The sequence below is a fragment of the Nitrogeniibacter mangrovi genome, from assembly GCF_010983895.1.
In the GTDB taxonomy this organism is placed as follows: Bacteria; Pseudomonadota; Gammaproteobacteria; order Burkholderiales; family Rhodocyclaceae; genus Nitrogeniibacter; species Nitrogeniibacter mangrovi.
In genome coordinates, this window is sequence record NZ_CP048836.1 from 3559679 (window position 1) to 3585656 (window position 25978).

Annotated in this window: 22 protein-coding genes and 1 pseudogene; 10 read left to right on the top strand and 13 right to left on the bottom strand. The window is 68.1% G+C overall.

Features of this window, described 5'->3' with window-relative positions:
* The first annotated feature begins 13 nt into the window (after positions 1–13).
* A complete protein-coding gene (locus G3580_RS16515) occupies positions 14–730 on the top strand; it encodes a hypothetical protein (RefSeq protein WP_228720696.1) in 717 nt (238 codons plus the stop codon).
* Positions 731–777: 47 nt separating this feature from the next.
* Here the strand turns inward: G3580_RS16515 and G3580_RS16520 are convergent, their stop codons facing one another.
* Entirely contained in the window at positions 778–1407 is a 630-nt protein-coding gene (locus G3580_RS16520) for a response regulator transcription factor (RefSeq protein WP_173767341.1), read from the bottom strand.
* Positions 1408–1690: 283 nt separating this feature from the next.
* Here G3580_RS16520 and G3580_RS16525 point away from each other — a divergent pair, with 283 nt between their 5' ends.
* The 4 genes and pseudogenes from G3580_RS16525 to G3580_RS20120 all read left to right on the top strand — a co-directional run.
* Positions 1691–3712 (top strand): TonB-dependent receptor plug domain-containing protein, encoded by a 2022-nt coding sequence (locus G3580_RS16525; protein ID WP_173767343.1) that lies wholly within the window; start codon positions 1691–1693, stop codon positions 3710–3712.
* Between the two features lie 13 nt (positions 3713–3725).
* Complete coding sequence (locus G3580_RS16530; RefSeq protein ID WP_173767345.1) at positions 3726–4649, top strand: ABC transporter substrate-binding protein; 924 nt, start codon at positions 3726–3728, stop codon at positions 4647–4649.
* Complete coding sequence (locus G3580_RS16535) at positions 4646–6574, top strand: hybrid sensor histidine kinase/response regulator (RefSeq protein ID WP_173767347.1); 1929 nt, start codon at positions 4646–4648, stop codon at positions 6572–6574. The genes G3580_RS16530 and G3580_RS16535 overlap by 4 nt, the downstream gene beginning before the upstream one ends.
* A 96-nt stretch (positions 6575–6670) precedes the next feature.
* Positions 6671–7015 (top strand): annotated as a pseudogene (locus tag G3580_RS20120) (PhaM family polyhydroxyalkanoate granule multifunctional regulatory protein); the annotation flags it as partial.
* 349 nt (positions 7016–7364) lie between these two features.
* Here the strand turns inward: G3580_RS20120 and G3580_RS16545 are convergent.
* Positions 7365–8261 carry an AEC family transporter gene (locus G3580_RS16545; RefSeq protein ID WP_173767351.1) on the bottom strand — a complete coding sequence of 299 codons (897 nt, stop codon included), beginning with the start codon at positions 8259–8261 and terminating at the stop codon, positions 7365–7367.
* A 126-nt stretch (positions 8262–8387) separates the two neighbouring features.
* Here G3580_RS16545 and G3580_RS16550 point away from each other — a divergent pair, with 126 nt between their 5' ends.
* Complete coding sequence (locus G3580_RS16550) at positions 8388–8975, top strand: ferritin-like domain-containing protein (RefSeq protein WP_228720697.1); 588 nt, start codon at positions 8388–8390, stop codon at positions 8973–8975.
* Positions 8976–9050: 75 nt separating this feature from the next.
* Here G3580_RS16550 and G3580_RS16555 read toward each other — a convergent pair whose 3' ends face one another.
* The 11 genes from G3580_RS16555 to G3580_RS16605 all read right to left on the bottom strand — a co-directional run bounded on the left by G3580_RS16555 (position 9051) and on the right by G3580_RS16605 (position 21364).
* The gene (locus tag G3580_RS16555; RefSeq protein WP_173767352.1) at positions 9051–9734 is read right to left on the bottom strand and encodes an anti-sigma factor; all 684 of its coding nucleotides are present in this window, start codon (positions 9732–9734) and stop codon (positions 9051–9053) included.
* On the bottom strand, positions 9731–10306 hold the full coding sequence (locus G3580_RS16560) for a sigma-70 family RNA polymerase sigma factor (RefSeq protein WP_173767354.1): 576 nt from the start codon (positions 10304–10306) through the stop codon (positions 9731–9733). Before G3580_RS16560 ends, G3580_RS16555 begins: the two co-directional genes overlap by 4 nt.
* A gap of 38 nt (positions 10307–10344) precedes the next feature.
* Entirely contained in the window at positions 10345–11487 is a 1143-nt protein-coding gene (locus tag G3580_RS16565; protein WP_173767356.1) for a CaiB/BaiF CoA transferase family protein, read from the bottom strand.
* A gap of 47 nt (positions 11488–11534) precedes the next feature.
* On the bottom strand, positions 11535–12764 hold the full coding sequence (locus G3580_RS16570) for a phenylacetate--CoA ligase family protein (RefSeq protein ID WP_173767358.1): 1230 nt from the start codon (positions 12762–12764) through the stop codon (positions 11535–11537).
* A 220-nt stretch (positions 12765–12984) separates the two neighbouring features.
* Complete coding sequence (locus G3580_RS16575; protein ID WP_173767360.1) at positions 12985–13821, bottom strand: ABC transporter ATP-binding protein; 837 nt, start codon at positions 13819–13821, stop codon at positions 12985–12987.
* A 154-nt stretch (positions 13822–13975) separates the two neighbouring features.
* On the bottom strand, positions 13976–15298 hold the full coding sequence (locus G3580_RS16580; RefSeq protein ID WP_173767362.1) for an ABC transporter substrate-binding protein: 1323 nt from the start codon (positions 15296–15298) through the stop codon (positions 13976–13978).
* Between the two features lie 69 nt (positions 15299–15367).
* Positions 15368–16435, bottom strand: a complete 1068-nt coding sequence (locus G3580_RS16585; protein ID WP_173767364.1) for a branched-chain amino acid ABC transporter permease — start codon at positions 16433–16435, stop codon at positions 15368–15370.
* Positions 16436–16659: 224 nt separating this feature from the next.
* Entirely contained in the window at positions 16660–17586 is a 927-nt protein-coding gene (locus G3580_RS16590; protein WP_173767366.1) for a branched-chain amino acid ABC transporter permease, read from the bottom strand.
* A gap of 21 nt (positions 17587–17607) precedes the next feature.
* A complete protein-coding gene (locus tag G3580_RS16595; protein WP_173767368.1) occupies positions 17608–18390 on the bottom strand; it encodes an ABC transporter ATP-binding protein in 783 nt (260 codons plus the stop codon).
* A gap of 9 nt (positions 18391–18399) precedes the next feature.
* Positions 18400–20364 carry an AMP-dependent synthetase/ligase gene (locus G3580_RS16600; RefSeq protein WP_173767370.1) on the bottom strand — a complete coding sequence of 655 codons (1965 nt, stop codon included), beginning with the start codon at positions 20362–20364 and terminating at the stop codon, positions 18400–18402.
* Between the two features lie 169 nt (positions 20365–20533).
* Positions 20534–21364, bottom strand: a complete 831-nt coding sequence (locus G3580_RS16605; RefSeq protein WP_173767372.1) for an AraC family transcriptional regulator — start codon at positions 21362–21364, stop codon at positions 20534–20536.
* 366 nt (positions 21365–21730) lie between these two features.
* On the opposite strand from G3580_RS16605, the gene G3580_RS16610 reads away from it, so the two are divergent.
* The 4 genes from G3580_RS16610 to G3580_RS16625 all read left to right on the top strand — a co-directional run bounded on the left by G3580_RS16610 (position 21731) and on the right by G3580_RS16625 (position 25957).
* Complete coding sequence (locus G3580_RS16610) at positions 21731–22492, top strand: nuclear transport factor 2 family protein (protein WP_173767374.1); 762 nt, start codon at positions 21731–21733, stop codon at positions 22490–22492.
* Positions 22493–22677: 185 nt separating this feature from the next.
* Entirely contained in the window at positions 22678–23709 is a 1032-nt protein-coding gene (locus tag G3580_RS16615) for a YihY/virulence factor BrkB family protein (RefSeq protein ID WP_173767376.1), read from the top strand.
* Between the two features lie 71 nt (positions 23710–23780).
* The gene (locus tag G3580_RS16620) at positions 23781–24851 is read left to right on the top strand and encodes a flagellar motor protein MotA (RefSeq protein WP_173767378.1); all 1071 of its coding nucleotides are present in this window, start codon (positions 23781–23783) and stop codon (positions 24849–24851) included.
* Complete coding sequence (locus G3580_RS16625; protein WP_173767380.1) at positions 24851–25957, top strand: peptidoglycan -binding protein; 1107 nt, start codon at positions 24851–24853, stop codon at positions 25955–25957. Before G3580_RS16620 ends, G3580_RS16625 begins: the two co-directional genes overlap by 1 nt.
* Positions 25958–25978: the final 21 nt, after the last annotated feature.

Genomic DNA, 25978 nt, shown 5'->3' on the forward strand with positions numbered 1-25978 from the left:
CGGAAACACCCCTATGGCTGACATCATCTGCATCATCGGAAACAAGGGCGGCACCGGCAAGACCTCGCTGTCGCACATGCTCTGCCAGGGCCTGGGCCTGCTCGGCCAGCGCTCTGCCTGCGTGCTCACCGACACCGCGCGCGAACCGTTGCGGCCCGAAGGGCGGCGCTACGTGACGGCCGACGCCCGCACCCCCGAAGCCCTGGCCAAGGTCGCCGACAAGCTGCGCGCCCTGGACGGCTGGCTCGGCGTCATCGACGGCGGCGGCAACCGCCCCGAGGTGGACCGCAAGCTCTACGCCCTGGCCGACATCGTGCTGCTGCCGTTCCGCGAATCCCACGAGGACATCCGCACCGTGCTCGCCGATCTGGAACGCTTTCCGCGCGCCTATGCCCTGCCCTCCCAGTGGCCGACCAACCCTTGGGCGCGCGAGGCGGCGGACCGAAGCGTCGCCCAGCTGATGGGCGCCTACCGCCACCGCATCCTGCGGCCGGTCAACAGCCTGTCCGCATCCAAACTGCTGTTGCAGAGCGAGGTCCCGGATCAGCTGCCGACGCAGCTGGCCAACAGCTGCCGGCGGCTGGCGCGCCAGATGCTCGAGGTGCTGGAGATCGAATACGCCGATGTGATGGACGAGCCCGAATCGGGCACGATGGCGTCGGCGGCGGACAGCGAAGAAGGCCTTGCGCGCACGGACACCCTGGCGGCGCTCGCAGGCGGCACCCACTGACGTCCTGATGCATCATCGGGGCGGGGTCGCCCCGAGGTCCGTAGCCCCTACAGCCGTGCCCCGTGGCGGGTGATGACCAGCACTGCCTGGGCGCGGTTGGTCACGTTGAGAGCACGGAAGATCGCCGACATGTGCACCTTCACGGTGCCCTCCGACAACCCGAGCAGATCGGCGATTTCACGGTTGGTCTTGCCCTGGGCCAGCAGCTCCATGACCCGCGTCTGCGCCGTGGTCAGACCGAAACGTTCCTGGATCGGCGCGCCCCCCCGGCGACGGGCACTGCCCGCCTCCTCCTTGGGCGTGTAGATGCCACCATCGAGCACGATGCGGATCGCATCGAGCAGTTCCTCGCTTGAGCAGGACTTGGGCACGAAACCGGAGGCGCCGGATTTCATCGCGCGCTGGATCGACGCGCTGTCGTCCAGGGCCGAGACGACGATGGCCGGCAATTCCGGGAAGCGCTTGGCGAGAATCCCGAGCAGCGAAAAACCGTTCATGTCCGGCAGCATGAGATCGATGACGGCCAGGTCGCGATCCGGATTGCGCTCCAGCTCCTCGAGGGCCTCGTCCGCCGTCTTGACGCCGACGCATTCGACCTGCTCGTCCAGGCGCTGCAGGGTCTGCGCCATGGCTTCACGCACCAGCACGTGGTCCTCGACCACCAGAATTCTCGTCACGACACCGCCTCCGATCAATTCGGCGTGCTGCGAAGGGGTGGGTGCAGCAGCTGTCAGATTCATCGCATTCATTCCGAAAGCATAGCACGACAGCCGTTCCGACCGCGTACCACGTCATCACTCCGATACCGGCATGTACACAGAAACCGAGCATACCTGAGCGCGGCAAAAATGACATCGGAAAAGTCCGCGCCGCGGGGGCGATGAGACACCGGTCCCGACGCTGGTTTCACGGCGCGATCCGGGCAACAATGCAACGGTTCGAAACCGCTCCGCCGCCCTTATGCGACAACGACTCCTGCCCCATCTCGCGCTGATCGGCATCGGCTGCGCCGGCCCGGTATTCGCCGCCGCGCCGGTCACCTCGGAACTGGCCCTGTTCGGCGACGTCCCAGTGGTCCTTTCCGCGGCCCGTCTGATCCAGCCACTCAACGACGCCCCGGGCGCGGTCACCGTGATCGACCGCGACATGATCCGCGCCTCGGGCGCGCGCGATGTGGCCGAACTGCTGCGCTTCGTGCCCGGCATCCAGATCGGTCGCGCCAACGGCGCCACGCCGCTGACCAGCTATCACGGCCTGTCGGACGACGCCCCCCGACGCATGCTGGTCCGGGTGGACGGCCGCTCGGCCTATTCGCCCTATTTCGTCAGCGGGATCGAGTGGGCCAAGATCAGCGTGGACATCGACGACATCGAACGCATCGAGGTGTTCCGCGGCACCAACGCCGCCGCCTACGGCAGCAACGCCTTCCTCGGCGTTGTGAACATCATCACCCGGCCGGCGGCGGAAACGCCGCGCCTGCGCGCCCGCATCACCGAAGGGGCGAACGGCCTCCACGAGCGCATGGTGTCGATACGCCAGCGACTCGGGGACGCCACCGCGCGCCTGACCCTCGGTCAGCAACGCGAAGACGGCCTCGACGGCCTCAACGACAGCTACCGACATCAGCGCGCCGACGCCCGCGTGGACTGGCAGCTCGGTGCCCTGGACACCGTGGAGTTCCATTTCGGCTTCGTGGACACCCGCGCCGGCAAGGGTGTCGCCGACAGCGTGACCGACCCCGAGCGCACCGTCGACAGCTACACCGGTTTCGGCGAAGTCCGCTGGCGGCGCCAGCTGAACACCGACGACGAGATCAAGCTCACCTATTTCCACCAGGAGGAACGGGCCGAGGACCCGGGCTTCTTCATCCCCTCCCTGTCGTCCTACCTGGGCGTGCCATCCGCGGTGCTGCTGGCGGTCTACGGCATTCCCGTCGGCACCTACGTCGATGGTGCCCAGCACACCCGTGCCCTGCGCGACGATCTGGAATTCGAGCACCTGATCCATCCGGGGCCGGACGACCGCATCGTGTGGGGCGCGGGCCTGCGCAGCGACCGGGTCGCCTCGCAACGCGTCTTCAACACCCGCGACGACATCGACATCCGCAACACGCGCCTGTTCGCCAACCTGGAGCATCGCCAGGGCCGCGCCTGGACCTTCAACGCTGGCGCCCTGCTCGAAGACACCGACGCCGCCGGCCCCCGCTTCTCGCCCCGACTGGCCGCGAACCTGCACCTGACCGACCGCACCACCGCCCGGGCCGCGTGGAGCCGCGGCTACCGCAACCTCACGCCGTTCGAACGCCGGGCCGACGTGCGCTATGCCGAAGCCCTCGGCGGCGTCGTGCTGTTCCAGTCCTTCCAGCCTTCGGGCGAGTTGCCGCCGGAACGGGTCACCACGCGGGAACTGGGCCTGCGGCATGAATCGGCCGACCACCAGAGCAACATCGACCTGCGTGTCTATGTCGAACAGATCCGGGACATGATCCGCCGCGACACCGCCACCAGCAACATCGTCCCCGCTCCGCCGCTGAACCACGACGGCGAGGCACCGAAATACATCGGCGGCGGCGCAGCCGACATTCATGGCACCGAACTGTCATTTCTATATCGTTCGACACATGACACATGGATCGGGGGGCACTATGCTTACACCCATTTGAAAAGCAACGATCCGCCCGCCGAACTCAGTGCCCCACACCATGCCTTTGCCTTATTCGCGTCGATCCGGCTGCCTCACGACTGGCAGATGAGTGTCCAGCATGGATTCGTGGGGGGCATGAGCTGGTACGACAGCGATCCGGAAGATACGGTCCGCCCCTATCACTACAGCAGTGCCCGCATTGCCAAACGCTGGCGCGCCGGCGTCTCCAGCGCCGAGCTGGCGGTGGGCATGGACCGGATCGGGGGCGGCGTCAGCGACTTCCACCAGGATCTCGTCCGCCCGCCCGAGGGCTACGTCACCCTCAGGCTGACCTACTGACCCCGCCGCCCGGATGCGTCGCGCCTGGATCCGCCTCCTGCTGCTCTTGGCCACCCTGACGGGTGCGATGCCCTATGCCCGGGCCGCGGACACCCTGCTGGTGCTCAGCGACGGCGCCCCCGCCTACGAGCAGACCGCGCGGCGCATCAAGGACCGGCTGGCCGAATCGCGCCCGTCGGTGTCGGTCGAATCGGTACCCATCGCGCAGATCACCTCGGCGCTGCTCGCCCGCGCCACCCTGGTCGTCACCATTGGCACCCGGGCCGCCGAAGTCGTGGTCGGACGCCACCAGCCCGACCGGCTCATCTGTGCGCTGCTGACCCACCAGACCTACACCCGCCTGCCCCGCGTGCGCTCAGGGGCGCAGCGCAGCGCGGTGTACATCGACCAGCCGGCCTCGCGCCAGCTGGCGCTGATCCGCGCCGCGCTGCCCGGCACCGAACGCATCGCCATGGTGTTCAGTGCCGCCTCACGGACCTACGTGGACGACATGCAAACGGTCGCCAACGACGCTGGCATCACCCTCCGGAGCGCCCTGATCGACGAGGACACGCCGCTGTACAACGCCCTGCGGGACGTGCTCGATCCCGACGGCGTGCTGGTGGCCGTACCCGACACCTCGGTCTACAACAACTTCACCATCCAGAACATTCTGCTGACCGCCTACCGTGAGCGCACGCCGGTGATCGGCTTCTCGCCTGCCTATGTACGCGCCGGTGCCATCCTGGCGGTGTATTCGACCCCCGAGCAGGTCGGTGACCAGGTCGCGCGGGTGGTCGACTCCGCGCTATCGGGCAACCCGCTGCCGGCACCGGCCTATCCGGTTCGCTTCTCGGTCAGCACCAACCCGCACGTGGCGCGCTCGCTCTCGCTCGAACTGCCGACGCCGGGTGCGCTCGAAGCGTCGATCCGGCGCACGGAAGGCGACCAGCCATGATTCGTAATTGGGGAGTGCGCGCCCGGGTGGTGCTGGTGGCGGTGGCGCCGGCCATCGTGCTCGGCGCGTTCATGATCGCCTACTTCACCCACCTGCGTCTGGCCGATCTGGAGCAAGCCTACTCCGACCGTGGCCGTGCCCTTGCCCGCCAGGTCGCCACCGCCACCGAGTACGCGGTGTTCGCCAACAACATCGAGGACCTGCAACGCCTGCTCGACACGTCCCTGCGCGAAGAAGGCGTGCTCGGCGTCCTCGCCGTCGATGCCAGTGGCCGCGCCCTGGCCCGCGCCGGTCGCGTCGAACCGCCCCCAGCCTCCGCGCCGGTAAGCGCCGCCTCGCAGCAGGGGCTCGCGCAGACGGTCCGCTTCTTCGAGCCGATCGAGCCGGTCCGCCTCAATATCGGCGAATCCGGCTTCGACAATGGCACCAGCCTGGCCCAGCACCCCCTCGGCGGGATCATCATCGACATCTCCAACACCCGGCTCAACGAGCAACGCGACCAACTCCTCAATGCCGGCGCCAGCGCCCTGCTGCTGGTCCTGATCGGCAGCGTGCTGCTGGCCATCCGCATGAGCCAGGGGGTCAGCGAGCCGATCCGCGACGTGGCGCGCATCGTCGCGCGCATCGGCGCCGGCCACCTCCACGACCGCGTCCGGGTGTCCGGCGGCGGCAGCCTGCAACGGCTCGGCCAGGGGGTGAACGAGATGGCCGAACGGCTCCAGTCGGCCCATCGGGAAATGATGCAGCGGATCGACGAGGCCACTGCCGAGTTGCGCAACCGCACCGACGAGGCGGAACGGGCGGACATGGCCAAGTCGCGCTTCCTTGCCGCGGCCAGCCACGACCTGCGCCAGCCCATGCACGCGCTAGGGCTGTTCATCGCCGAACTGGCGGAGCATCCCCACCCGCCCGAGACCCATCGCCTGGTGCGCCAGATCCAGGCCTCCGCCGAGGCCATGGAGAATCTGCTCGACTCCCTGCTCGACATCTCGCGCCTCGATGCCGGCGCCCTCGAACCCAAGATCGTGGCCAGCCCGCTGCAGCCGATCCTCGACCGCATCGACAACGACTTCCAGATCTGGGCCGAGGAGCGCGGTCTGCGCCTGCGGGTCCGCCCCTGCGCCGCCTGGATCCGCACCGACCCGCTACTGTTCGAACGCATCCTCTCCAACCTGGTCAGCAACGCCATCCGCTACACCCCCAGGGGCACCATCCTCATCGCCTGCCGCCCCGACGGCGACCAGCTGCGCGTCGAGGTGCGCGACAGCGGCAAGGGCATCGACACCGACAAGCAGGAAGTGATCTTTCAGGAGTTCGTCCAGCTCGACAATCCGGAACGGGCCCGCACCAAGGGGCTCGGCCTCGGCCTGGCCATCGTGCGCCGCCTCACCCTGCTGCTCGGGCACACCCTCATGCTGCGCTCACGGCCGGGCCACGGCTCCGTGTTCGGGGTGCGCGTCGAGCGCTGCGCGCCGCAGACCGAGCCGGACATCGCGCCGGCCGAGCGCCCGCCCGGCACCCTCGACGGCACCCGCGTCCTCGTGGTGGACGACGATCCGCTCGCGCTCGCCAGCCTCGACAGCCTGCTGGCCGCCTGGGGCTGCGAGGTCACCGCCGCCAGTTCCCTCGGCGAGGCCCTCGCCCTCCTCGACCCGACCCGTCCGCCCGAGGTGCTCATCACCGACTATCGCCTCCAGGGCCACCAGACCGGGCTGGAGGTGATCGAGCGCATCGCGGCCCTGGTGGGCTACCGCCTGCGCAGCATCCTCATCACCGGCGACACCGGCAGCGACGTCATCAACCGCGCGCGCGCCGCCAGCCTCCCCATCCTGCACAAGCCGGTCCGCCCGGCCAAGCTGCGGGCGGTCATGCAACGCCTGCTCAGCCAGCGTGACGAAGAGACCGAAACGGAGAAGCGCGGCTGAAGCGCAGGATGCTGCCGTGCACCATGCTTCCGCACCGCGTCTGCGCTAGGATCGAACCTGAAACCACCCAACCACCGGCCTTACGGGAGCATCGCCATGTCGCAGGAATCTCACTCCGATCCGCTCGAATTCGTCCGCAACATGTGGAACGGCATGGGCTTCTCCCTGCCGGGCATGGTCACCCCCACCGTCGATGTCGATGAGCTTGACAAGCGCATCGCCGACATGAAAGCGGTCGAGGGCTGGCTCAAGATGAACCTGAACATGCTGCAGATGACCATCCAGGGGCTGGAGATGCAGCGCGCCACCCTGATGACCCTGCGCCATATGGGCGACGCGGCGCGCCGCCAGGCGGAAACATCCACCGACCCGGGCGATGGTGAAACGTCGAATCCCTTTGCCGGCTGGCCGTGGATGGGGCAGGCCGAGACCGCGACGCCGGACGGTGACGCCGCCGAGGCCGACACCGCCAGCGACGATGGCGCCGAGGCGGCGGCCCATGCCGCCAACGCCTTCGCCTCCGCCGCCGCCGCCGCGACCAACGCCGCCGCCAACGCCGCCATGTGGCCCTGGCAGTTGATGGGCGAGCCGGCCGCCGACGCCGCGCCGGCCGCCAAGCCGCGCACCGCAAAGAAGAAGCCCGCCGCGCCGCGCAAGAAGCCCGCCGCCAGCCCCTCGAGCGCCCCGCGCAAGCGGACCCCCACGAGCACTGCCAAGAAGAGCGGTACCACCGGCACCCCCCGCACCCGCCGCGCGCCGGCCAAGAAAGCCTGAGCCCGCGGCGCGGCCCTCAGCCGCGCACCAGGGCCAGCCAGCACGCCATGGTGGGCATGGCGGCCAGGGTGGTGGCCGAAATCAGCCAGGCCACGCCCGGGCCGTCGCCGCCCATGCGCGTCGCCAGAATGTAGGCCGACGACGCCGAGGGGAGCGCGGCGAACAGCACCAGCACGCCCCGCGCCACCCCGTCGAGCCCGGCCACGCCGGTGATCGACCACGCGATCGTCGGCAGGGCCAGCAACTTGACCGCCGCGATCCACACCGAGCCGCCCCAGTGCCCGCCCACCCGGCCCCAGCGCAGGGCGGCCCCCACCGCCAGCAGCCCGAGGGCGATCGATGCATCGGCCAGGCGGCCGAGAAAGGCCGCCGCCGGCACCGGCAGCGACAGGCCGGCGGCATTGAACAGCAGCCCCGCGAGGGTCGCCAGGATGAGCGGGTTGCGCATCAGCTCGCGCCCGATCCGCCCCTGACCGTGGCGCGCCAGCACGCTCACCGCCATCACGTTCGCGAACGGCACCATGGTCCCGCACAGCACCCCCATGGTCGCCAGCCCGGCGGCACCGAACACCTGGCCCGCCACCGCCATGCCGATATAGGTGTTGAAGCGGTAGGCGCACTGCAGGCGTGAGGCGAAGCTCATCGGCGCCAGCCCCATCCAGCGCCGCGGCAGCCACCCCAGCACGAAACCGCTCACCATCACCGCCAGGCCCGAGAGGAACAGCGGCAGCGTCGTCTCCAGCGAGATCTCGACACGCGCCAGCGCCCCGAACAGCAGCGCCGGGAAGAGAACGAAATACACCAGGCGCTCGAGGCCGGCCCACAGGTCGTCGCCGAAGCCGCCATGCCGGCGCAGCAGCACGCCGAGCGCAATGAGCGAGAAGTCCGGCAACAGAAGCAACACGGTATCCATGCACGCAAGCATACCCACGGCGGCACCCGCCGCAATGCGTAGCTTCCGCATCCACTGGGCGTGCTCGGCCGTACAGGAGGCAGGACGGGCCACCCCGGCCCGCCATCAACGACCAGGAGACTGATCATGAATCACAAGGACATGAACGCCTCGATCCAGCGTGTGGAACGCCGCCTCTTCCTCAAGTCCGGCAGCCTGTTCGCGCTCGGCGCCACCACCGCGCTCGGCCTCGCGGCGCCGGGACGGGCGCTGGCCGCCAAGGGCAAGATGAACGAAGCCGACGACATCGCCATCCTCAACGTCGCCCTCGGCCTGGAATACCAGGCCATCGCCGCCTACCAGGTCGGTGCCGAATCCGGTCTGCTGAAAAAACCGGTGCTCGACGTGGCGGTGGGTTTCCAGGGCCATCACAAGGCCCATGCCGACATCCTCGCGGGCACCATCGAGAAGCTCGGTGGCCGCGCGGTGATGGCCAAGCGTGCGTCGGACTATCAGTTCCCGGTCGGCGACCTGAAGAACCAGGCGGACGTGCTGCGCTTCGCCGCCGGCCTCGAAAAGGGTGCCGCCAGCGCCTACCTGGGCGCGGTGCCGAAGTTCGCCAACCGCGACCTGGCCAAGGCCGCCGCCAGCATCCTCGGTGACGAGACCATGCACTGGGCGGTGCTGCTCAACGCCCTGGGGGAAGATCCGGTGCCCGCCGCCTTCATCGCCTGACCGCCTGCCTCACGTCGCAAACAAGGCCGCGCTCCGCGGCCTTGTTTTGTTCATGGCGACAATCCCCCGAGCGGATCAGCCCGGCGCCACCGCGCCGACGAGAATCACCGGACCGGTCGGCGCGCCAGTGGGCGAACCGCCGGGCGGTTCCACCGACACCGCCAGTTTCACCCCCGCGCCGAGACGGTCGCGCAGCGGCGCCGGCACCGCGACCCGGCCGCCGAGCTCGCCGAGCACCGCCATCGACCGCGGCGCCGAGCCGTCGGCCGGCAGGAGCCACAGCTCGAAGCTCTGGCCGGGCCCGGCCTGCACGGTGCGCGTGGAGGTGAGCTGCAACCAGCGCCGATCGGACGACATGGCCACGCTGAGCCGGGCCTGCCCCGTCGTACTGGCGAGGGTCGCCAGCGGCGCCATGGCCGGCTCGAACGAGACGAGGGCGACGCCGCTCCACACGACCAGGGCGGTCGTGGCCGCGAGCGCCCAGCCGCGCCACAGGCCGACGCGCGCATACCAGGGGGTGCGATATCGATGCAGCGACAGGTCGCGCGCGATGCGCTGCCAGAGTCGGGCGTCGGGTTGCATGCGCTCGGCCTCCGCGGGTTGGGGGATGACGACATTGCGCCAGCTCGCCAGACGGCTGGCCACCAGGGGTTCCTGCGCCAGGGCACGCTCGAACCGCCGCCGGGCGGCGCCCTGCAGGGTGCCGAGCAGGTACTCGCCGCACAGCGCGTCCAGATGGGGGGAGGGGCCGAGCCTCATGAGGGCGACCCCGAACAGGATTCGACGCAGCTCTTCAGGCTGCGCAGGCCGCGACGGACCCAGGACTTGATGGTGCCCAGCGGCGCGGACAGATGCCGCGCCAGTTCCCCGTGGCTCAGCCCGTGCAGGTAGGCCAGCACCAGCGCCTGGCGCTCGCTGCCCTTGAGTTCGTCGAGGCAGTCGCGCAGCCAGTGGCGCATCTGCCGCTGCCCCTCGGCCGCCTCCGCCGAATCCGCCCAGTCGAACTGGGTGTCGATGAGCGCCTCCACATCCTCCACCATGGCCACGCGCGCCACGTCGGCGCGGCTGACCACGTCGATGGCGCGGTTGCGCACGATGGTGGCCATCCAGGCCACCGGCCGGGTGGCGCTGGCGTCGAAGCGTCCGGCCTCGTGCCAGAGCTTCACGAAGGCGTCGTGGAGCACCTCTTCGGCCAGCTCCCGCCGCCCGGTGATCTTGAAGGCCACCGCCATCAGCACCGGCGCGGTCAGTTGGTAGAGCTGCTCGAAGGCTTCGGCCTCCCGGGCCGCGCTGCGCAGGATCAGGCGGCGGATCAATCGGTCGTCAAGCATGGTTGTTTTCCCGGCGCGTGGGATGCGCCGCATGGACTCTACGGTCGAGTCGTGGATCTGGATGCACGCGCACGCAATTCCTGTCCATCTGCGTCGAGCGCCGGCGCGCGCCGGGCCCCGGCGAGGTCCACCCCGGCCAGCCCGAAGGGCGGCGCGCACTGGGGCCGGCCGGCCACCGTGCCGACCATGCCGCGGGCCGCGATCTGGGCATTCGCGAGCGCCTCGTCAAGACGCAGCACCGGGGTCACGCAGCAGTCGACGGCGTCGAACACGGCGGTCCACTCGGCCTGCGTCCGGGTGCGGAACAGGCGTGCGAGTTCCTGACGCGCATAGGCACCGCGCTCGCCCTCGCACAGATGGTAGGGCTCCAGGTCGGGCCGGCCGAGGGTGCGACAGGCCAGCTGCCAGAACTTGAGCTCCAGCGCCCCGACGGCCATGTAGCGCGCGTCCCGGGTGGCGTAGACGCCGTAGCAGGGCACGCCGCCGGTGAGCAGATCCTCGCCGCGCGCGCGCGGTGCGCCGTCGGCCCGCACCTGGGCCATGGGAAAGATGTTGTGCGCCAGCGCCGCATCGGTCATGGCCACGTCGAGGTAACGGCCCTGGCCCCGGGCGCGGGCGTCGACCAGGGCGGCGAGCACGCCGACCAGGGGCGTGAGCGCCCCACCGAGCAGGTCGGCCACCTGCAGATTGGACAGGGCGGGCGCCTCGCCGGCGGCGCCCATCTGGTCGAGCACGCCGGCATAGCCCAGGTAGTTGATGTCGTGGCCGGCGCGCTGCGCATAGGGCCCGGTCTGGCCGTAGCCGGTGATGCTGCAGTACACCAGCGTCGGGTTGCGCGCCGCCAACGTGGCGTAGTCGAGCCCGAGCCGGGCCATCACCCCCGGGCGGAAGCCTTCGAAGAGCACGTCGGCGCCGTCGACCAACCCGAGCAGCACCTGCCGGTCGGTCGCGTCCTTGAGATCGAGCTCGAGGCTCTTCTTGTTGCGATTGACGAGTTCGAAGAAATGGCTGACCGGGCCGTCCATGGCGCCCATGACGCGGGCGTAGTCGCCACCGGGCGGCTCGACCTTGACGACCTCGGCCCCCAGGTCGGCCAGGTGCATGGTCGCCATCGGGCCGGGCAGCAGCCGGGTGAGGTCGATGACGGTGACGCCCTCGAGCGGGCGGGGGGGATGGGGCATGGGGACTCCCGCGGTTGGTGCCGCCGCCCCGTCAGGATCGGTGGACCCTAATCGTAGCGGCGGATGTCGTCGATGATCTTGCCGTCGTTGGGCAGCGTGCCCGGGGCCATGAAGCGCACTTCGCCGCGCAGCTTGGTGGCCTCGCGCAGGGACTCGATCAGCGCGTCGTGCAGGCCCACGCTGCCAGTCGCCTCGCACTGCAGGGTCATGCGGTCGGTCAGGTCGGGATTGTCCACCACCAGGCGCGCGCGCGCCACCTCCGGATGGCGCTTGAGCACCGCCGCGACCTGGCCCGGATGCACGAACATGCCCTTGACCTTGGTGGTCTGGTCGGCGCGCCCCATCCAGCCCTTGATGCGGGCGTTGGTGCGACCGCAGGGGCTGGCGCCCGGCAGCATGGCGGACAGGTCGCCGGTGCCGAAACGGATGAGCGGGTAATCCGGATTGAAGGTGGTGACCACCACCTCGCCCACCTCCCCCTCGGGTACCGGATCGCCGGTGCCGGGGCGGACGATCTCCACCAACACGTCCTCGTCGATGACCAGGCCGTCGCGGGCCGGCGTCTCGTAGGCGATCAGGCCGATGTCGGCGGTGGCGTAGGCCTGATAGGCGGCGATGCCCCGCGCCAGGAGCGCATCGCGCTGGCTGGGCGGGAAGGCCTCGCCGGAGACGAAGGCCTTGGTGAACGGGATCGCCATGCCGGCCTCGTCAGCCTTCTCGATGAGGATGCGCAGGAACGAGGGCGTGCCGGTGTAGGCGTTGGGCTGCAGATCGCGGATCGCCTCGAGCTGCTGCTCGGTCTGCCCGACCCCGCCGGGGAACACCGAGCAGCCCAGCGCATGGGCGGCGGTCTCCATCATCGAGCCGGCGGGGGTCATGTGATAGGCGAAGGTGTTGTGCACCAGGTCGCCCTCGCGAAAGCCGGCGGCATGGAAGGCGCGCGCCAGACGCCAGTAGTCGGGGCGGGCGCCCTCGGGTTCGTAGATCGGCCCCGGCGAAGCGAACACGCGGGCGCATCGACGCCCCCAGGTCACGGCGGCGAAGCCGCCGAACGGGCGCGCGCCCTTTTGCAGTTCGAGCAGGTCGGACTTGCGCGTCACCGGCAGCGCCGCCAGCGCCTCGCGGGAGGTGATGGTCGCCGGATCGACGTCGGTCAGCAGCTGCGCGAAGGCCGCCGTGTGCGCCCGGGCATGGCCGATCTGGGCCGGCAGCCGGGCCAGCAGTTCGCGTTCGCGCTCGGCGGGGTCACGGGTTTCTCGCTCGTCGAAATGGCTCATGGTGATTCCTTTGTTGCTTGCGTGCCGCGCCTCTTGTTTCTCGCGTAGCCCGGATGCAGCGCAGCGGAATCCGGGATCTATCCTCACAATGAATCACATCGTCCCCGGCGTCGCTTTGCTCGCCCGGGCGACGTTTGCAGCCGCGATGATCGCTCCAGGGCGTCAGCACGGCGCGTCTGGCAAGGCGCGCAACGCCGCCAGACGTGGCGTGGTGGCGCCGTCACGACAGCCAGCGCTTGCGCCGGCGATAGTGCTTCACATCCCGGAAGCTCTTGCGCCCCTCGCCCGACAGGCCGAGGTAGAACTCCTTGACGTCCTCGTTGTTGGCCAGGTCCTTGGCATCCCCTTCCATGACGATGCGGCCGGATTCGAGGATGTAGCCGAAGTCGGCGTAGCGCAGCGCCACCATGGTGTTCTGCTCCGCGAGCAGGAAGCTCACCGACTCCTTGCGGTTGAGATCCTTCACGATCTCGAAGATCTCCTCGACGATCTGCGGCGCCAGGCCCATGGAGGGCTCGTCGAGCAGCACCATCTCGGGGTTGGCCATGATGGCGCGGCCGATGGCGCACATCTGCTGCTCGCCGCCGGAGGTGTAGCCCGCCTGGGAGGCGCGGCGGGTCTTCAGGCGCGGGAAGTAGTCGTAGACCATCTCCAGGGTGCGCTTGATGCCGGCGTGGCCGTCGGGGCGGGTGTAGGCGCCGGTGAGCAGGTTCTCCTCGATGGTCAGGTGCTCGAAGCAGTGGCGCCCCTCCATCACCTGGATCACGCCCTTGCGCACCAGGTCGGCCGGGGTCATCTGGTCGATGCGGCGGCCCTTGAACTCGATGTTGCCCTTGGTCACGTCGCCGCGCTCGGCGCGCAGCAGGTTGGAGATGGACTTGAGCGTGGTGGACTTGCCCGCGCCGTTGGCCCCCAGCAGGGCCACGATCTTGCCCTTGGGCACCTCGAGCGAGACCCCCTTGAGCACGAGGATCACGTGGTCGTAGATGACCTCGATGTTGTTCACGCTCAGGTAGGGCGCGGCTTGCGTTGTCGTTTCGGCGGTGGCGGTATGCATTCGGATCGTCCTGCCAGCGTTGACTCGGGGCGCCGGCTTGGCGGCGCGTGGAAGAGAAGGTCGGCGCAGGGCACGGTGGAGCATGCCCTCGGCCGACCTCCCCGGATCGGGGAGGTCGGGGGCGTCGCGGCACCGCGACGCCCGTCCGGGCGGATCACATCTCCTTGCTGCAGTCGCGCGGGGTGATGCCCTTCTCCTTGGCGTAGGCGGCGGCGGAGGCCTCGATCATCGGGCGCACCACGCCGCGATCGGCCTCGACCCAGTCGGTCACGACCTTCCACTGGTTGCCGTCCCAGGTCTGGAACTTGACCTTGCCGGACCCCTCGTGGTCCTCGCAGCTGACCTTCAGGTGCGGCATGAAGCCGGACGCCCCGAGTGCCTTGAGGCGGGCGGCATCGATGTCCAGGTGCTCGAAGCCCCAGCGCACCTGCTCGCCGGTCAGGGCCTTGCCCTCGCCGAACTTCTTCTGCGCGGTGCGCAGCGCCTCCACCATGATGATCCCGTGCACCACACCGCGGTTGTAGAGCACCGAGCCGACCAGATCCTTCTTCTCCATGTTGCCGTGGCCCTTGGCATAGACGTGCTGCTCGATGTCCTTGATGACCGGATAGCCGGCGCCGGCGACGTTGAAGCCGGCGGCGGTGTAGCCCTTGGCCACGCTGCCGGCCGGAATCACGTCCTCCTCGGAGCCGGACCACCACACGCCGACGATCTTGTCACGCGGGTAGCCGGTCTTGGCGGCGGTCTTGATGGCGGTGGAGTTCATCACTCCCCAGCCCCACAGGATCACGTAGTCCGGGCGCTCCTTGCGGATCTGCAGCCACTGGGCCTGCTGCTCGTTGCCCGGGTGGGCCACGGCGATCTTGACCACCTCGAAGCCATGCTTCTCGGCCAGCTTGTCCATGATCGCGTGGGACTCCTTGCCATAGGCGGAGTCGTGGTAGAGCAGGCCGATCTTCTTGCCCTTGAGCTTGTCCATGCCGCCGGCCTTCATGCCGATGTACTTGACGATGGCGGAGGCCTGCGACCAGTAGGTGGTGATGAGCGGGAACACCCACGGGAACACGCGGCCGTCGGCGGCATCGGTGCGGCCATAGCCGATGGTGACCAGCGGGATCTTGTCCTCGGCGACCTTGTCGATCACCGAGTAGGTGATGCCGGTCGACAGCGGCTGGAAGCTGGAGTTGCCGGTCTCCCCCTTGTTCTTGAGGCGCTCGTAGCACTCGACGCCGCGGGCGTTGTTGTATTCGGTCTCGCACTCTTCCCACACCAGCTTGACGCCACCGACGCCGCCGTCGCGGTCGTTGACCATCTGCATGTAGTCGATCCAGCCGCCGTACAGCGAAGCACCGTTCGCGCCGTAGGGCCCGACCCGGTAGCTGGGCAGACCGATGAACTGCTCGGCCGAGTAGGCTGCTGCGGATCCCAGCAGGCCGGCGATGGCGGCGCCGAGTACAACCGTTTGCTTGAGCTTCATGGATGTCTCCTCTCTTTATTGATGTGTCGCGCGTCTAGCGAGTCAGGTGACCGTCCCGGAGGGTTCGGTCTAGTGCGGGAACGGCCACAGCCGCAGTTTTTCCTTGCCGATCTGCCACAGGCGCGCGAGCCCGTGCGGTTCGACGATCAGGAAGAAGATGATCAGCCCGCCGAAGACGATGAGCTGAAGATTCGAAACGAAGCTGGCGGACACCAGGTCCCCCAGCACCACCGGCACGAAGTTGTCCAGGAAGATCGGCAGCAGCACGATGAAGGCCGCCCCCAGGAAAGAGCCCATGATCGAGCCGACCCCGCCGATGATGATCATGAACAGGATCTTGAAGGACAGATCCAGGTTGAAGCCCTCGGGCTCCACGGTGCCGATGTAGGCGTAGGCGTAGAGCGCGCCGGCCACGCCGCAGTAGAAGGAGGACACCGCAAAGGCCAGCAGCTTGGTGCGCATCAGGCGGATGCCGATCACCTCGGCCGCCACGTCCATGTCGCGCACCGCCATCCACATGCGCCCGGTGGTCGAGCGCACCATGTTCTTGGCCAGCAGCGCCATGACCACGACGATGGCCAGGGTCAGGAGGTATTTCGACTCCGGACTCTCGAAGGTGTAGCCGAAGATCTCGATCGCCTGCGCGGTGATCACCCCCGAGGACGAGTAGTTGGAGAACCACTCCACCTTCACCAGTACCCAGACGATGAAGAACTGCGCCGCCAGCGTCGCCACCGCGAGGTAGAAGCCCTTGATGCGCAGGCTGGGCAGGCCGAACAGGATGCCCACGATGGCCGCGCACACCCCGCCCAGGATGAGCGCCAGGATGAAGGGCATGCCGTCGATGCGCAGGATGACGTTGTAGGCGCCGAAGGCCCCCACCGCCATGAAGGCCGCCGAACCGAGCGAGAGCTGACCGGCGTAGCCGGTGAGGATGTTCAGGCCGATGGCGGCGAGCGAGAAGATGAGCACCGGGGTGATGATGGCCTTGAGCCAGTACTCGTCGGCGATCAGCGGCACCACCAGGGCGAAGACGCCGATGAGCAGCGCGATGCCGATGCGGTCCTGCGCGATCGGGAAGATCTGCTGATCGGCCTCGTAGGTGGTCTTGAACTGACCGGCTTCACGGTAAAGCATGGGTTGTCTCCGGACGCATTCGTCTAATCGATTCAATCAACATCACAATCGCTCCCCACCCGCCGCCGGGCCGCCCCAAGGCGGGTGACCGCCCCTCGGGGGGCAGCGCCGGGGGCGAAGCCCCAAGCGTGGGGGGCCCACCACTCCCGCCGGGCCGCCCCAAGGCGGGTGACCGCCCCCTCGGGGGGGGGCAGCGCCGGGGCGCCAGCCCCAAGCGTGGGTGCTCACACCCTGTCAATGTGCTTCTCGCCGAACAACCCCTCGGGGCGAACCAGCAGGAAACCCAGCGCCAGCATGTAGGGGAACCAGGACTCGATGCCGCCGCCCACCATCGGGCCCACATATACCTCCGCCAGCTTCTCCGACGCGCCGATGATCAGCCCCCCGACGATGGCACCCGGCACCGAGGTGAAGCCGCCCAGGATCAGCACCGGCAGCGCCTTGAGCGCGGTGTAGGTGAGCGCGAACTGCACCCCGTTGCGGGCGCCCCAGATCATGCCGGCCACCAGGGCCACGAAGCCGGCCACGCCCCACACGATGGCCCAGATGTGCTTGAGCGGAATGCCGATCGACAGCGCCGCCTGGTGATCGTCGGCCACCGCGCGCAGGGCGCGGCCGATGCGGGTGTACTGGAAGAACAGCGCCAGCACCGCCACCAGCACGCCGGCGGCGACCGCCGCGAACACGTCGAAGCTCGAGACCAGGATGTTGAACTTGTCCATCAGGGTCTCGACCGGGACGTCCTCGATGCCCAGATCCAGCCCGCGCACGCTCGCGCCCCAGATGCCCTGGGCGATGCCCTCGACCAGATAGCTCAACCCGATGGTGGCCATGAACAGGGTGATGGGCGGCTGGTTCACCAGCGGCCGCAGCACGATCTTCTCGGTGAGGATGCCCAGCACGATCATGCTCGCCAGGGCAAGGACGAAGGCGAGCCAGAACACCGCGGTGCCACCGGCCTCCAGGCCGGTCCAGCCGGGCAGGACCTCCATGAAGCCGACAAAGGTCAGCGCGGCGAAGAACACCATGGCGCCCTGGGCGAAGTTGAACACGCCCGAGGCCTTGAAGATGAGCACGAAACCGAGGGCCACCAGCGCGTAGAGCACGCCGGAGAGCAGGCCGCCGATCAGGACTTCGAAAAAGAATTGCATTGCGTGTCTCCCTCCGGGCGCTCAGTGGGACGTGCCCAGGTAGGCGGCAATCACTTCCGGATTGTTCTTCACCTCGTCCGGTTCGCCATCGCCGATCTTCTTGCCGTAGTCGAGCACCACCACCCGGTCGGAGATGTCCATCACCACGCCCATGTCGTGCTCGATGAGCACGATGGTGGTGCCGAACTGGTCGTTCACGTCGAGGATGAAGCGACACATGTCCTGCTTCTCCTCCACGTTCATGCCCGCCATGGGTTCGTCGAGCAGCAGCATGGAGGGCTCGGCGGCCAGCGCGCGGCCCAGCTCCACCCGCTTCTGCAGGCCATAGGGCAGGCGGCCCACCGGGGTCTTGCGGATGCTCTGGATCTCGAGGAAGTCGATCACCTCCTCCACCTTGTGGCGGTGTTCGATCTCCTCGCACCGCGCCGCGCCCCAGTGCAGGGCGTGCTGCAGGAAGTTGCACTTCATCTTCAGGTTGCGCCCGGTCATGATGTTGTCGAGCACGCTCATGCCCTTGAACAGGGCGATGTTCTGGAAGGTGCGGGCGATGCCCTGCGAGGCGGCCATGTAGGGCTCCATCTCGCGACGCACCTCGCCATGGAAGGTCACCTGCCCTTCCTGCGGGTGATACACCCCGTTGATCACGTTGAGCATGGAGCTCTTGCCGGCGCCGTTGGGGCCGATGATCGAACGGATCTCGTGCTCGCGCACGTCGAAGCTGATGTCGGTGAGTGCCTTGACGCCGCCGAAGGAGAGCGAAATGTTCTCCAGGTTCAGGATGACGTCGCCGATTTCCCGTGCCATGTCCTCTCCTCAGGCAGCAGGCCGGGCGGCCTGGGACGCGAAGGTCTTCACGTCGACAATGCGCAGGTCGGCCGAGATCTTGCCCTGGCGACCATCCTCGTACTTCACCTCGGTCTCGATGTACTGGTGCGTCTTGTCCGAGAACAGGGCCTCGATCAGTTCGCCGTACTTCTCCGAGATGAACTTGCGGCGCACCTTGCGGGTCCGCGTCAGCTCGCCGTCGTCGGCGTCCAGCTCCTTGTGCAGGATGAGGAAGCGCCGGACCTGCGATTCGCTCATCATCGGGTCGGCGGCGAGCTGGGCATTGATCTCCTCGACGCATTCGCGGATGAGCGCATACACGGGCTCCTGGGCGGCCAGGTCGGTGTAACCCGAATAGGCCAGGCCACGACGCTCGGCCCAGTTGCCCACCGCTTCCAGGTCGATGTTGATGAAGGCGGTCACGTAGTCGTGCCCGTTGCCGAAGGCCACCGCCTCCTTGATGTGCGAGAAGAACTTGAGCTTGTTCTCGATGTAGTTGGGCGCGAACATGGCGCCGCTGGTGAGCTTGCCCACGTCCTTGGCGCGATCGATGATCTTCAGATGGCCATCCTCGTCGAAGAAGCCGGCATCCCCGGTGAGGAAGTAGCCGTCCTCGTTGAGCGATTCGGCGGTGGCGTCGGGCCGCTTGTAGTAGGCCTTGAGCAGCATCGGCCCCTTGACCAAGATCTCGCCGTTGTCCGCCAGCTTCACCTCCACCCCCGGCGCCGGCTTGCCCACCGAGTCGAGCTTGATCTGGCCGTCCGGCTGCAGGCACACGTAGGCGCAGGTCTCGGTCTGGCCATAGAGCTGCTTGAGGTTGATGCCGATGGAGCGGTAGAAGCGGAACAGGTCCGGCCCGATGGCCGCGCCCGCCGTATAGGCGACGCGGATGCGCGAGAAGCCGAGCACGTTCTTGAGTGGGCCGTAGATGAGCAGGCTGCCCAGGGCGTACTTGAACCGGTCGCCGGTCGACACCGGTTTGCCGTCCAGCATGTCCGCCCCGCAGCGCCGGGCCACGTCCATGAAATAGGCGAACAGCTTGCGCTTGATCCAGCCGGCGTCCTCCATGCGGATCAACACCGTGGTGAGCAGGTTCTCGAAGATGCGCGGCGGTGCGAAGTAATAGGTGGGCCCGATCTCGCGCAGGTCGGTCATCACCGTCTCGCCCGACTCCGGGCAGTTGATGGTGAAGCCGGCGACCATGGCCTGGGCGTAGGAGAACAGGTGGTCGCCCACCCACGCCATGGGCAGGTAGGAGAGGATGTCCTCGCGGTCGGTGAGCTTGTCGAACTGCTGGCCGCCCCGGGCCGACTCGATGAAGGCTCGGTGGGTCTGGCACACGCCCTTGGGTTTGCCGGTGGTGCCCGAGGTGTAGAGCATCACCGAGATGTCGTTGGCCTCGCCCTTGTCGATCTCGCCGTCGAGGAAGTCGGGCTGGTTGCGGTCATGGTTCTCGCCCATGGCGATCAGCTCGTCGAGCCCGAGCAGGAAGGTGTCGGCATAGTGGCGCATGCCGCGCGCGTCGTCGTAGATCACATGCTCGAGCACCGGCGCATCGCCTTTGATCTCGAGCATCTTGTCCACCTGCTCCTGGTCCTCGACCACGGCGAAACGGATCTCGGCGTCCTGGAGCACGTAGACCATCTCCTCGGCCACCGCGTCCTGGTAGAGCAGGACCGGAATCCCGCCCAGACACTGGCAAGCGGCCACCGACCAGTACAGCCGGGGCCGGTTGTCGCCGATGATGGCGAGGCGATCGCCGCGCCGGAATCCCAGCTCCGCCAGGCCACAGGCGATCGCCCTCACCTCCCGGGCCACATCGGCCCAGGTGTAGGTCTGCCAGATCCCGAATTCCTTCTCGCGCATGGCGGGACGGTCCGGCCGGGTGCGCGCATGCTGCATCAGCAGGCGCGGGAACGTGTCCAGCGCAGCCTGAGCCTGGGGGTCTGACATACCCGTCTCCTCTCCTCCGTTATGGGTGACCGCCGGTGGGCGGCCGGGGCATCGAGGCCCTCGTTGGAGAAGGAGTCTGGCAAGCCACCTTTGCGCAACTTCTTCGCAAATGTACGCAATTGTGACAATCAAGAAATCGCGCCGATGCCTCCGTCGCACCGAGGCCCGGTCACCCCTCGCGATCGCCGGTATAGCGCTGCCGAAAGGCCGCCGGCGTCACCCCGGTCATGCGGCGAAAGAACTTGACGAAGTTGGTCGGCTCCGAAAAGCCCAGCGCATGCCCGATGGTCGCCACCGGCGTATCCGCATGGGCCAGCAGACGCTGCGCTTCGAGCGTCACCCGCCGATCGATGACCTGTTTGGCGCTGCGCCCTTCCATGCGAAGACAGGCCCGACTCAGCGTGCTGGCGGCATACCCCAGCCGCACCGCGTAGTACTGCAGGCTGTGTTGCGCGCGAAAGCCTTGCTCCAGGGCATCGACAAACAGGCGATAGGGGCCTTGTGTCACGCCGGCGCTTTCCGATATTGCCCCGGTCGCGGCATGGCATTTGGCCAGCTGCAGCATGACCACCAGCAACTCGTGCCGTACGAGCTGCACGTCGCGCTCGCTGCCGTCGTAACGCGCGAAATCGGCCTCCAGACCCGCCGCACTGTCGCCAACCCGAGCGTGCCCGGGCCCGTCGAGCCAGGCATGCGTCGGCCATTGATCGAGCAACAGCAGATCACGCTCGCGCCGCGCATCACCCACCGCGGTGTTCTGCGGCAACGCGACCGGCGACACCAGCGCCAGCATGCCCCCGTAATCCCCCTCGAGATGCCATCGCTGAACCTGCCCGGGCCGGACGAAGATCACCGCCCCCGGCCCCAGGGGGTAGTCGACGAAATCCACCGTGTGACGCCCCGAGCCGTCGGACACCAGCATCAGCATGAAGAAGTCCACACGCTCCGGCTGGGCCATCACCCCGGCATCCACACGCTGCCGGAGGCGGGCCGGGCTCATCAGTTCGATCCCCAGCCGCTCAAGCGCTGGATTGTGGAAAGCGACATACCGAAACGGCGGCTGGACATCCACGCCGCTCATGGCCGAACCCGCTCGATCAATCCAGCGGGCGCCAATCCATCAGACGCTCGATTTTGACCATTGAAACGCACCATACGACCTGCCTGATCAGCACGCAAATATCCAGAATATGGCTCATTAGAACCAATAACCCGACAAATCACCAAGCACATTCAAGCTGCCAAGGAAACGAAAATGATCACTTCATGCATCCAGCACCTGGGTCGTGCCGCCGTGCTCTCCGCGTGTCTCACGAGCGCCGCCACTGCCGCCACCCCCACCCCCGCCCCCTCAACGGAGAAACCCATGTCCAATACCGAAAAAGTCGTCGCCCTGCTCAAGAGCATCGAAACGGGTGACACCGCCCCCGTGGCCTACATCAACCCCGCCCGCTACACCCAGCACAATCTGGCGGTCGGTGACGGCCTGGCCGGCTTCGGCGCGGTGCTTCAGGCGCTGCCGCCCGGCAGTGCCCGCGTCAACACGGTGCGCGCCTTCGCAGACGGGGATTACGTCTTCACCCACACCGAATACAACTTCTTCGGCCCCAAGATCGGCTTCGATATCTTCCGCTTCGACAACGGACAGATCGTGGAGCATTGGGACAACCTGCAGGTCACGCCCGAGGCCCCCAACCCGTCGGGCCGTTCGATGATCGACGGCCCCACGCAGAGCGAAGCCCTGGAGAAGACGGAAGAGAACAAGGCGCTGGCACGGCAGTTTGTCGAAGACATTCTGATCGGCGGCAAGATGGCCCAGCTTCAGCAGTACTTCGACGGCGACCACTACATTCAGCACAACCCGCAGATCGCCGACGGGCTGAGCGGCCTCGGCGCCGCGCTTGAGGCCATGGCCAAGCAAGGCATCCAGATGGAATACGACCGGATCCACAAGGTGCTTGGCGAAGGCAACTTCGTGCTCGCGGTCAGCGAAGGCTCGCTGGGCGGCACCCATACCGCGTTCTACGACCTCTTCCGCATCGCCGATGCCAGGATCGCCGAACATTGGGATGTCATCGAAGCCATCCCGCCGCGCGCCGAGTGGAAGAACGACAACGGCAAGTTCTGAGCCCTCCGGTTCCGGGTCGTTCACCGCGCCCCGGAGCCCACGCGGCCGGGGCGCCCGCGGGCGGCGCTCCCGGCCATTGAAACGTCATCATCGGCAACACACGTCCTGATCAGCCGGCGCTGACACGCGAACGGGCGAGAAACTGGGTAAAGTTGGGCTGACAGCCACTCGACCCGATCCGCCGCATGCGCCCTCGCCACATCATCCGACTGCTGCTCGTTCCCATCCGCGCCGCCATCAAGACGCTCTCGGACCGCTGCACCACCTACGCGGCGGCACTGGCCTACTACTCGGCCTTTTCGCTCGCCCCGATCCTGGTGCTGGCGGTCTCGGTGGCCGGCCTGTTCTTCGGGGAAAAAGCCGCCAGCGGCCGCATCGTCGGCGAGCTGCAATCGCTGATCGGGCCCGATGGCGCGGCACTGGTCCAGCGCCTGATTGCCGCCAGCGCCCAGTCGGGCGACGGCCTGATGGCCACGCTCATCAGTACCGGCGTCATGCTGCTCGGTGCCACCGGCCTGTTCATGCAGATGGGCCACGGCTTCGAAGCGGTCTTCGGCCGTCCCAACCAATCGCGCGCCGCCTGGGTGAACCTGCTCATGGCCCGCCTCAAGGGCCTGACCGTGGTGTTCGGCATCGGCTTTCTGCTCATGGTCTCGCTGGTGGCCAGCGCCGCCATCGTGGCGGTGGGCGAGTTCGCCACCCGCGGCATGACGGCCCTGTTGTGGCTGGCCTCCATCCTGCAGCTGGCCATCACCATCAGCCTGCAGAGCGTCATGATCGCCATCCTCTACCGGGTGCTCATTCCGGCGCGCCTGACCAAGAAATCGCTGCTCGCCGGCGCCATGGTCACGGCGGTACTGTTCGAGGTGGGCAAATGGGGCGTCGGCCTTTACATGGGCCGCGCCGGGCTGGACAGCACCTTCGGGGCCGCCGGCTCACTGGCGGTCATTCTGGTGTGGGTCTACTACGTGTCGCTGATCCTGCTTTACGGCTCGGAGATCACCTACCAGCTCGACCGCCTCGATCGCATCGATGGGCGGATCATTCGCCATCCGAAGAAAAAACAGCGCAAGGCCGATGTGGCCGCGGCAAGACAGCGCCAGGTCGCCGACGCGCTGCGCGCGGACGAAAACACGCCGGAGCTGCTCAAGCCCACCGCCGCCCGACCGCTCACCCCGGCCGTAAAAGCCCGGGAGCAGGTCAGCCCGGACGCGTGACGCATCCAACGAAACCGGGGCCGCCAACTGCGCTAGACTGAACGCCATCGCCCACGATGGAGTCGACGCCGATGGAGCCCCAGGTGTTCACCCGGCCCGCCCGGGCCACGACATGGATGAGCCTGTTTCTCGCCCTGGTCGCCGCACTGGCGGCCATTCTGGCGCCGCAGCTGGCCGATGCCTTCCTGGCCAACATCGCCTTCAACAGCCTGATCCTGCTGGTGCTCGCGGTGGGCATCGGCGTCAATCTGCGCCAGGTGTGGCGACTGCAGCGTGAAGTGCTGTGGGTGGACGATTTCGCCCGGCGGCCCGACGCACCGGCCTCGAGCGCCCGGGCGGTGTTGCTGGCACCGATGGCGCGCCTGCTCAGCTCTCGCGAGCGCGGCCGCTTCCATCTCTCGCCGGCCTCCATGCGCTCCATTCTCGACAGCGTGCAGATCCGCCTCGAGGAACAGCGCGACCTGTCCCGCTACCTCATCGGCCTGCTCATCTTCCTCGGCCTGCTCGGCACCTTCTGGGGGCTGCTCGCCACCATCCGCTCGGTGGGCGACATCATCGGCTCCATGAGCGGGGGCGCCGATCCGGTCGCCATGTTCGATGCCCTCAAGACCCGGCTCGACGCGCCCCTGTCGGGCATGGCCACCAGCTTCTCCACCTCCCTGTTCGGGCTCGCCGGCTCGCTCGTGGTGGGCTTTCTCGACCTGCAGTCGGGCCATGCCCAGAACCGCTTCTACAACGAGCTGGAGGAGTGGCTCTCGCACATCACCCGCCTGCCCGGCGGCGCCCTCGGCGAGGGCGAAGGCGGCAGCGTGCCGGCCTATGTTCAGGCGCTGCTGGAACAGACCGCCGAGAGCCTCGAGCGCATGCAGCGCTCCGCCTCCGAGGCGGACCGCGAACGGCGCCAGACCAGCGAACAGCTCGGTGAGCTCAACAGCCAGCTCAACCGCCTGGCCGACCTGCTCACCCGCGAGTCGCGCGATCTGGTCGCCATGACCGAGTCGCAGGACGAGCTGCGCGGCTTCATCCGCCAGATGGCCCAGCACCCGGCCCAGGCCAACGCCCTGTCCGAAGACATCCGCGCCGAACTGCGCCTGCTCTCGCGCACCATCGCCGCGGCCCTCGACGGACGCAAGGCCGACTGATGGCCGCCCTGTCGCGCCGCCGCCGGACGCTCGACTTCTGGCCGGGCTTCGTGGACGCGCTCGCCGCGCTGCTGATGGTGATGATCTTCGTGATCCTCATCTTCACCATCGGCCAGTTCGTGCTCAGCGACGCGGTCAGCGGGCGCGACCGCGCCATCGCCCGCCTCAACGCCGATCTGGCCACCCTCGCCAAGCAGCTGAGTCTGGCCACCGACGCCCGCACCCAGGCCGAGGCCCAGCTCGCCGAGCTGTCGGCGAGCCTGGCCCAGGCGCAGGGCAGGCAGAAGCAGCTCACCCTCGACCTGCAGCAGTCCGAATCGAAACGCCAGTCCGCCGAAGAGGACGCGGCCCGGCTGGTCAACGACATCGCCGCGCTGCAACGCCTCAAGGCCGATCTCGAGGCCGAGGTGGCGCGCCTGGGCACCGCCCTCGACACCAGCGAGGGCAAGCTCAAGGAGCAGAGCGAGGTCTCCGAGCGGGCGCTGGCCCAGGTGGAATTGCTCAATCGCCAGCTGGCCGCCGTACGCACCCAGCTCGAGACCCTGAACAACGCCCTCGATGCCGCCAAGGCGGCCGCCCGCGACAAGGACCTGAAGATCGAGGCACTGGGCAAGGAGCTCAACCTCGCCCTCGCCCAGAAGGCGCGCGAGCTGGCGCGCTACCGCTCCGAGTTCTTCGGCCGCCTGCGCGAAGTGCTGGGCCAGCGCGACGACATCCAGATCGTCGGCGACCGCTTCGTGTTCTCCAGCGAGGTGCTGTTCGACAGCGCCTCGGACGCCGTCTCCGACAGCGGCCGCCAGCAACTGGCGCAACTGGCCACCACGCTCAAGACGCTCGCCAGGGAGATCCCCGACGACGTGCCCTGGGTGCTGCAGGTGGACGGCCACACCGACCGCCGCCCCATCCACACCGAGCGCTTTCCCTCCAACTGGGAGCTGTCCACCGCGCGCGCCATCGCCATCGTCAAGTTCCTGCGCGACCGGGGCATTCCGGCCAACCGGCTCGCCGCCACCGGCTACGGCCAGTTCCATCCGCTCGACCCGCACGACACCGCGGCGGCCTACGCCCGCAACCGGCGCATCGAGCTGAAGCTCACCGCCCCGTGACGCGCTTGGCCGAGCGCAACG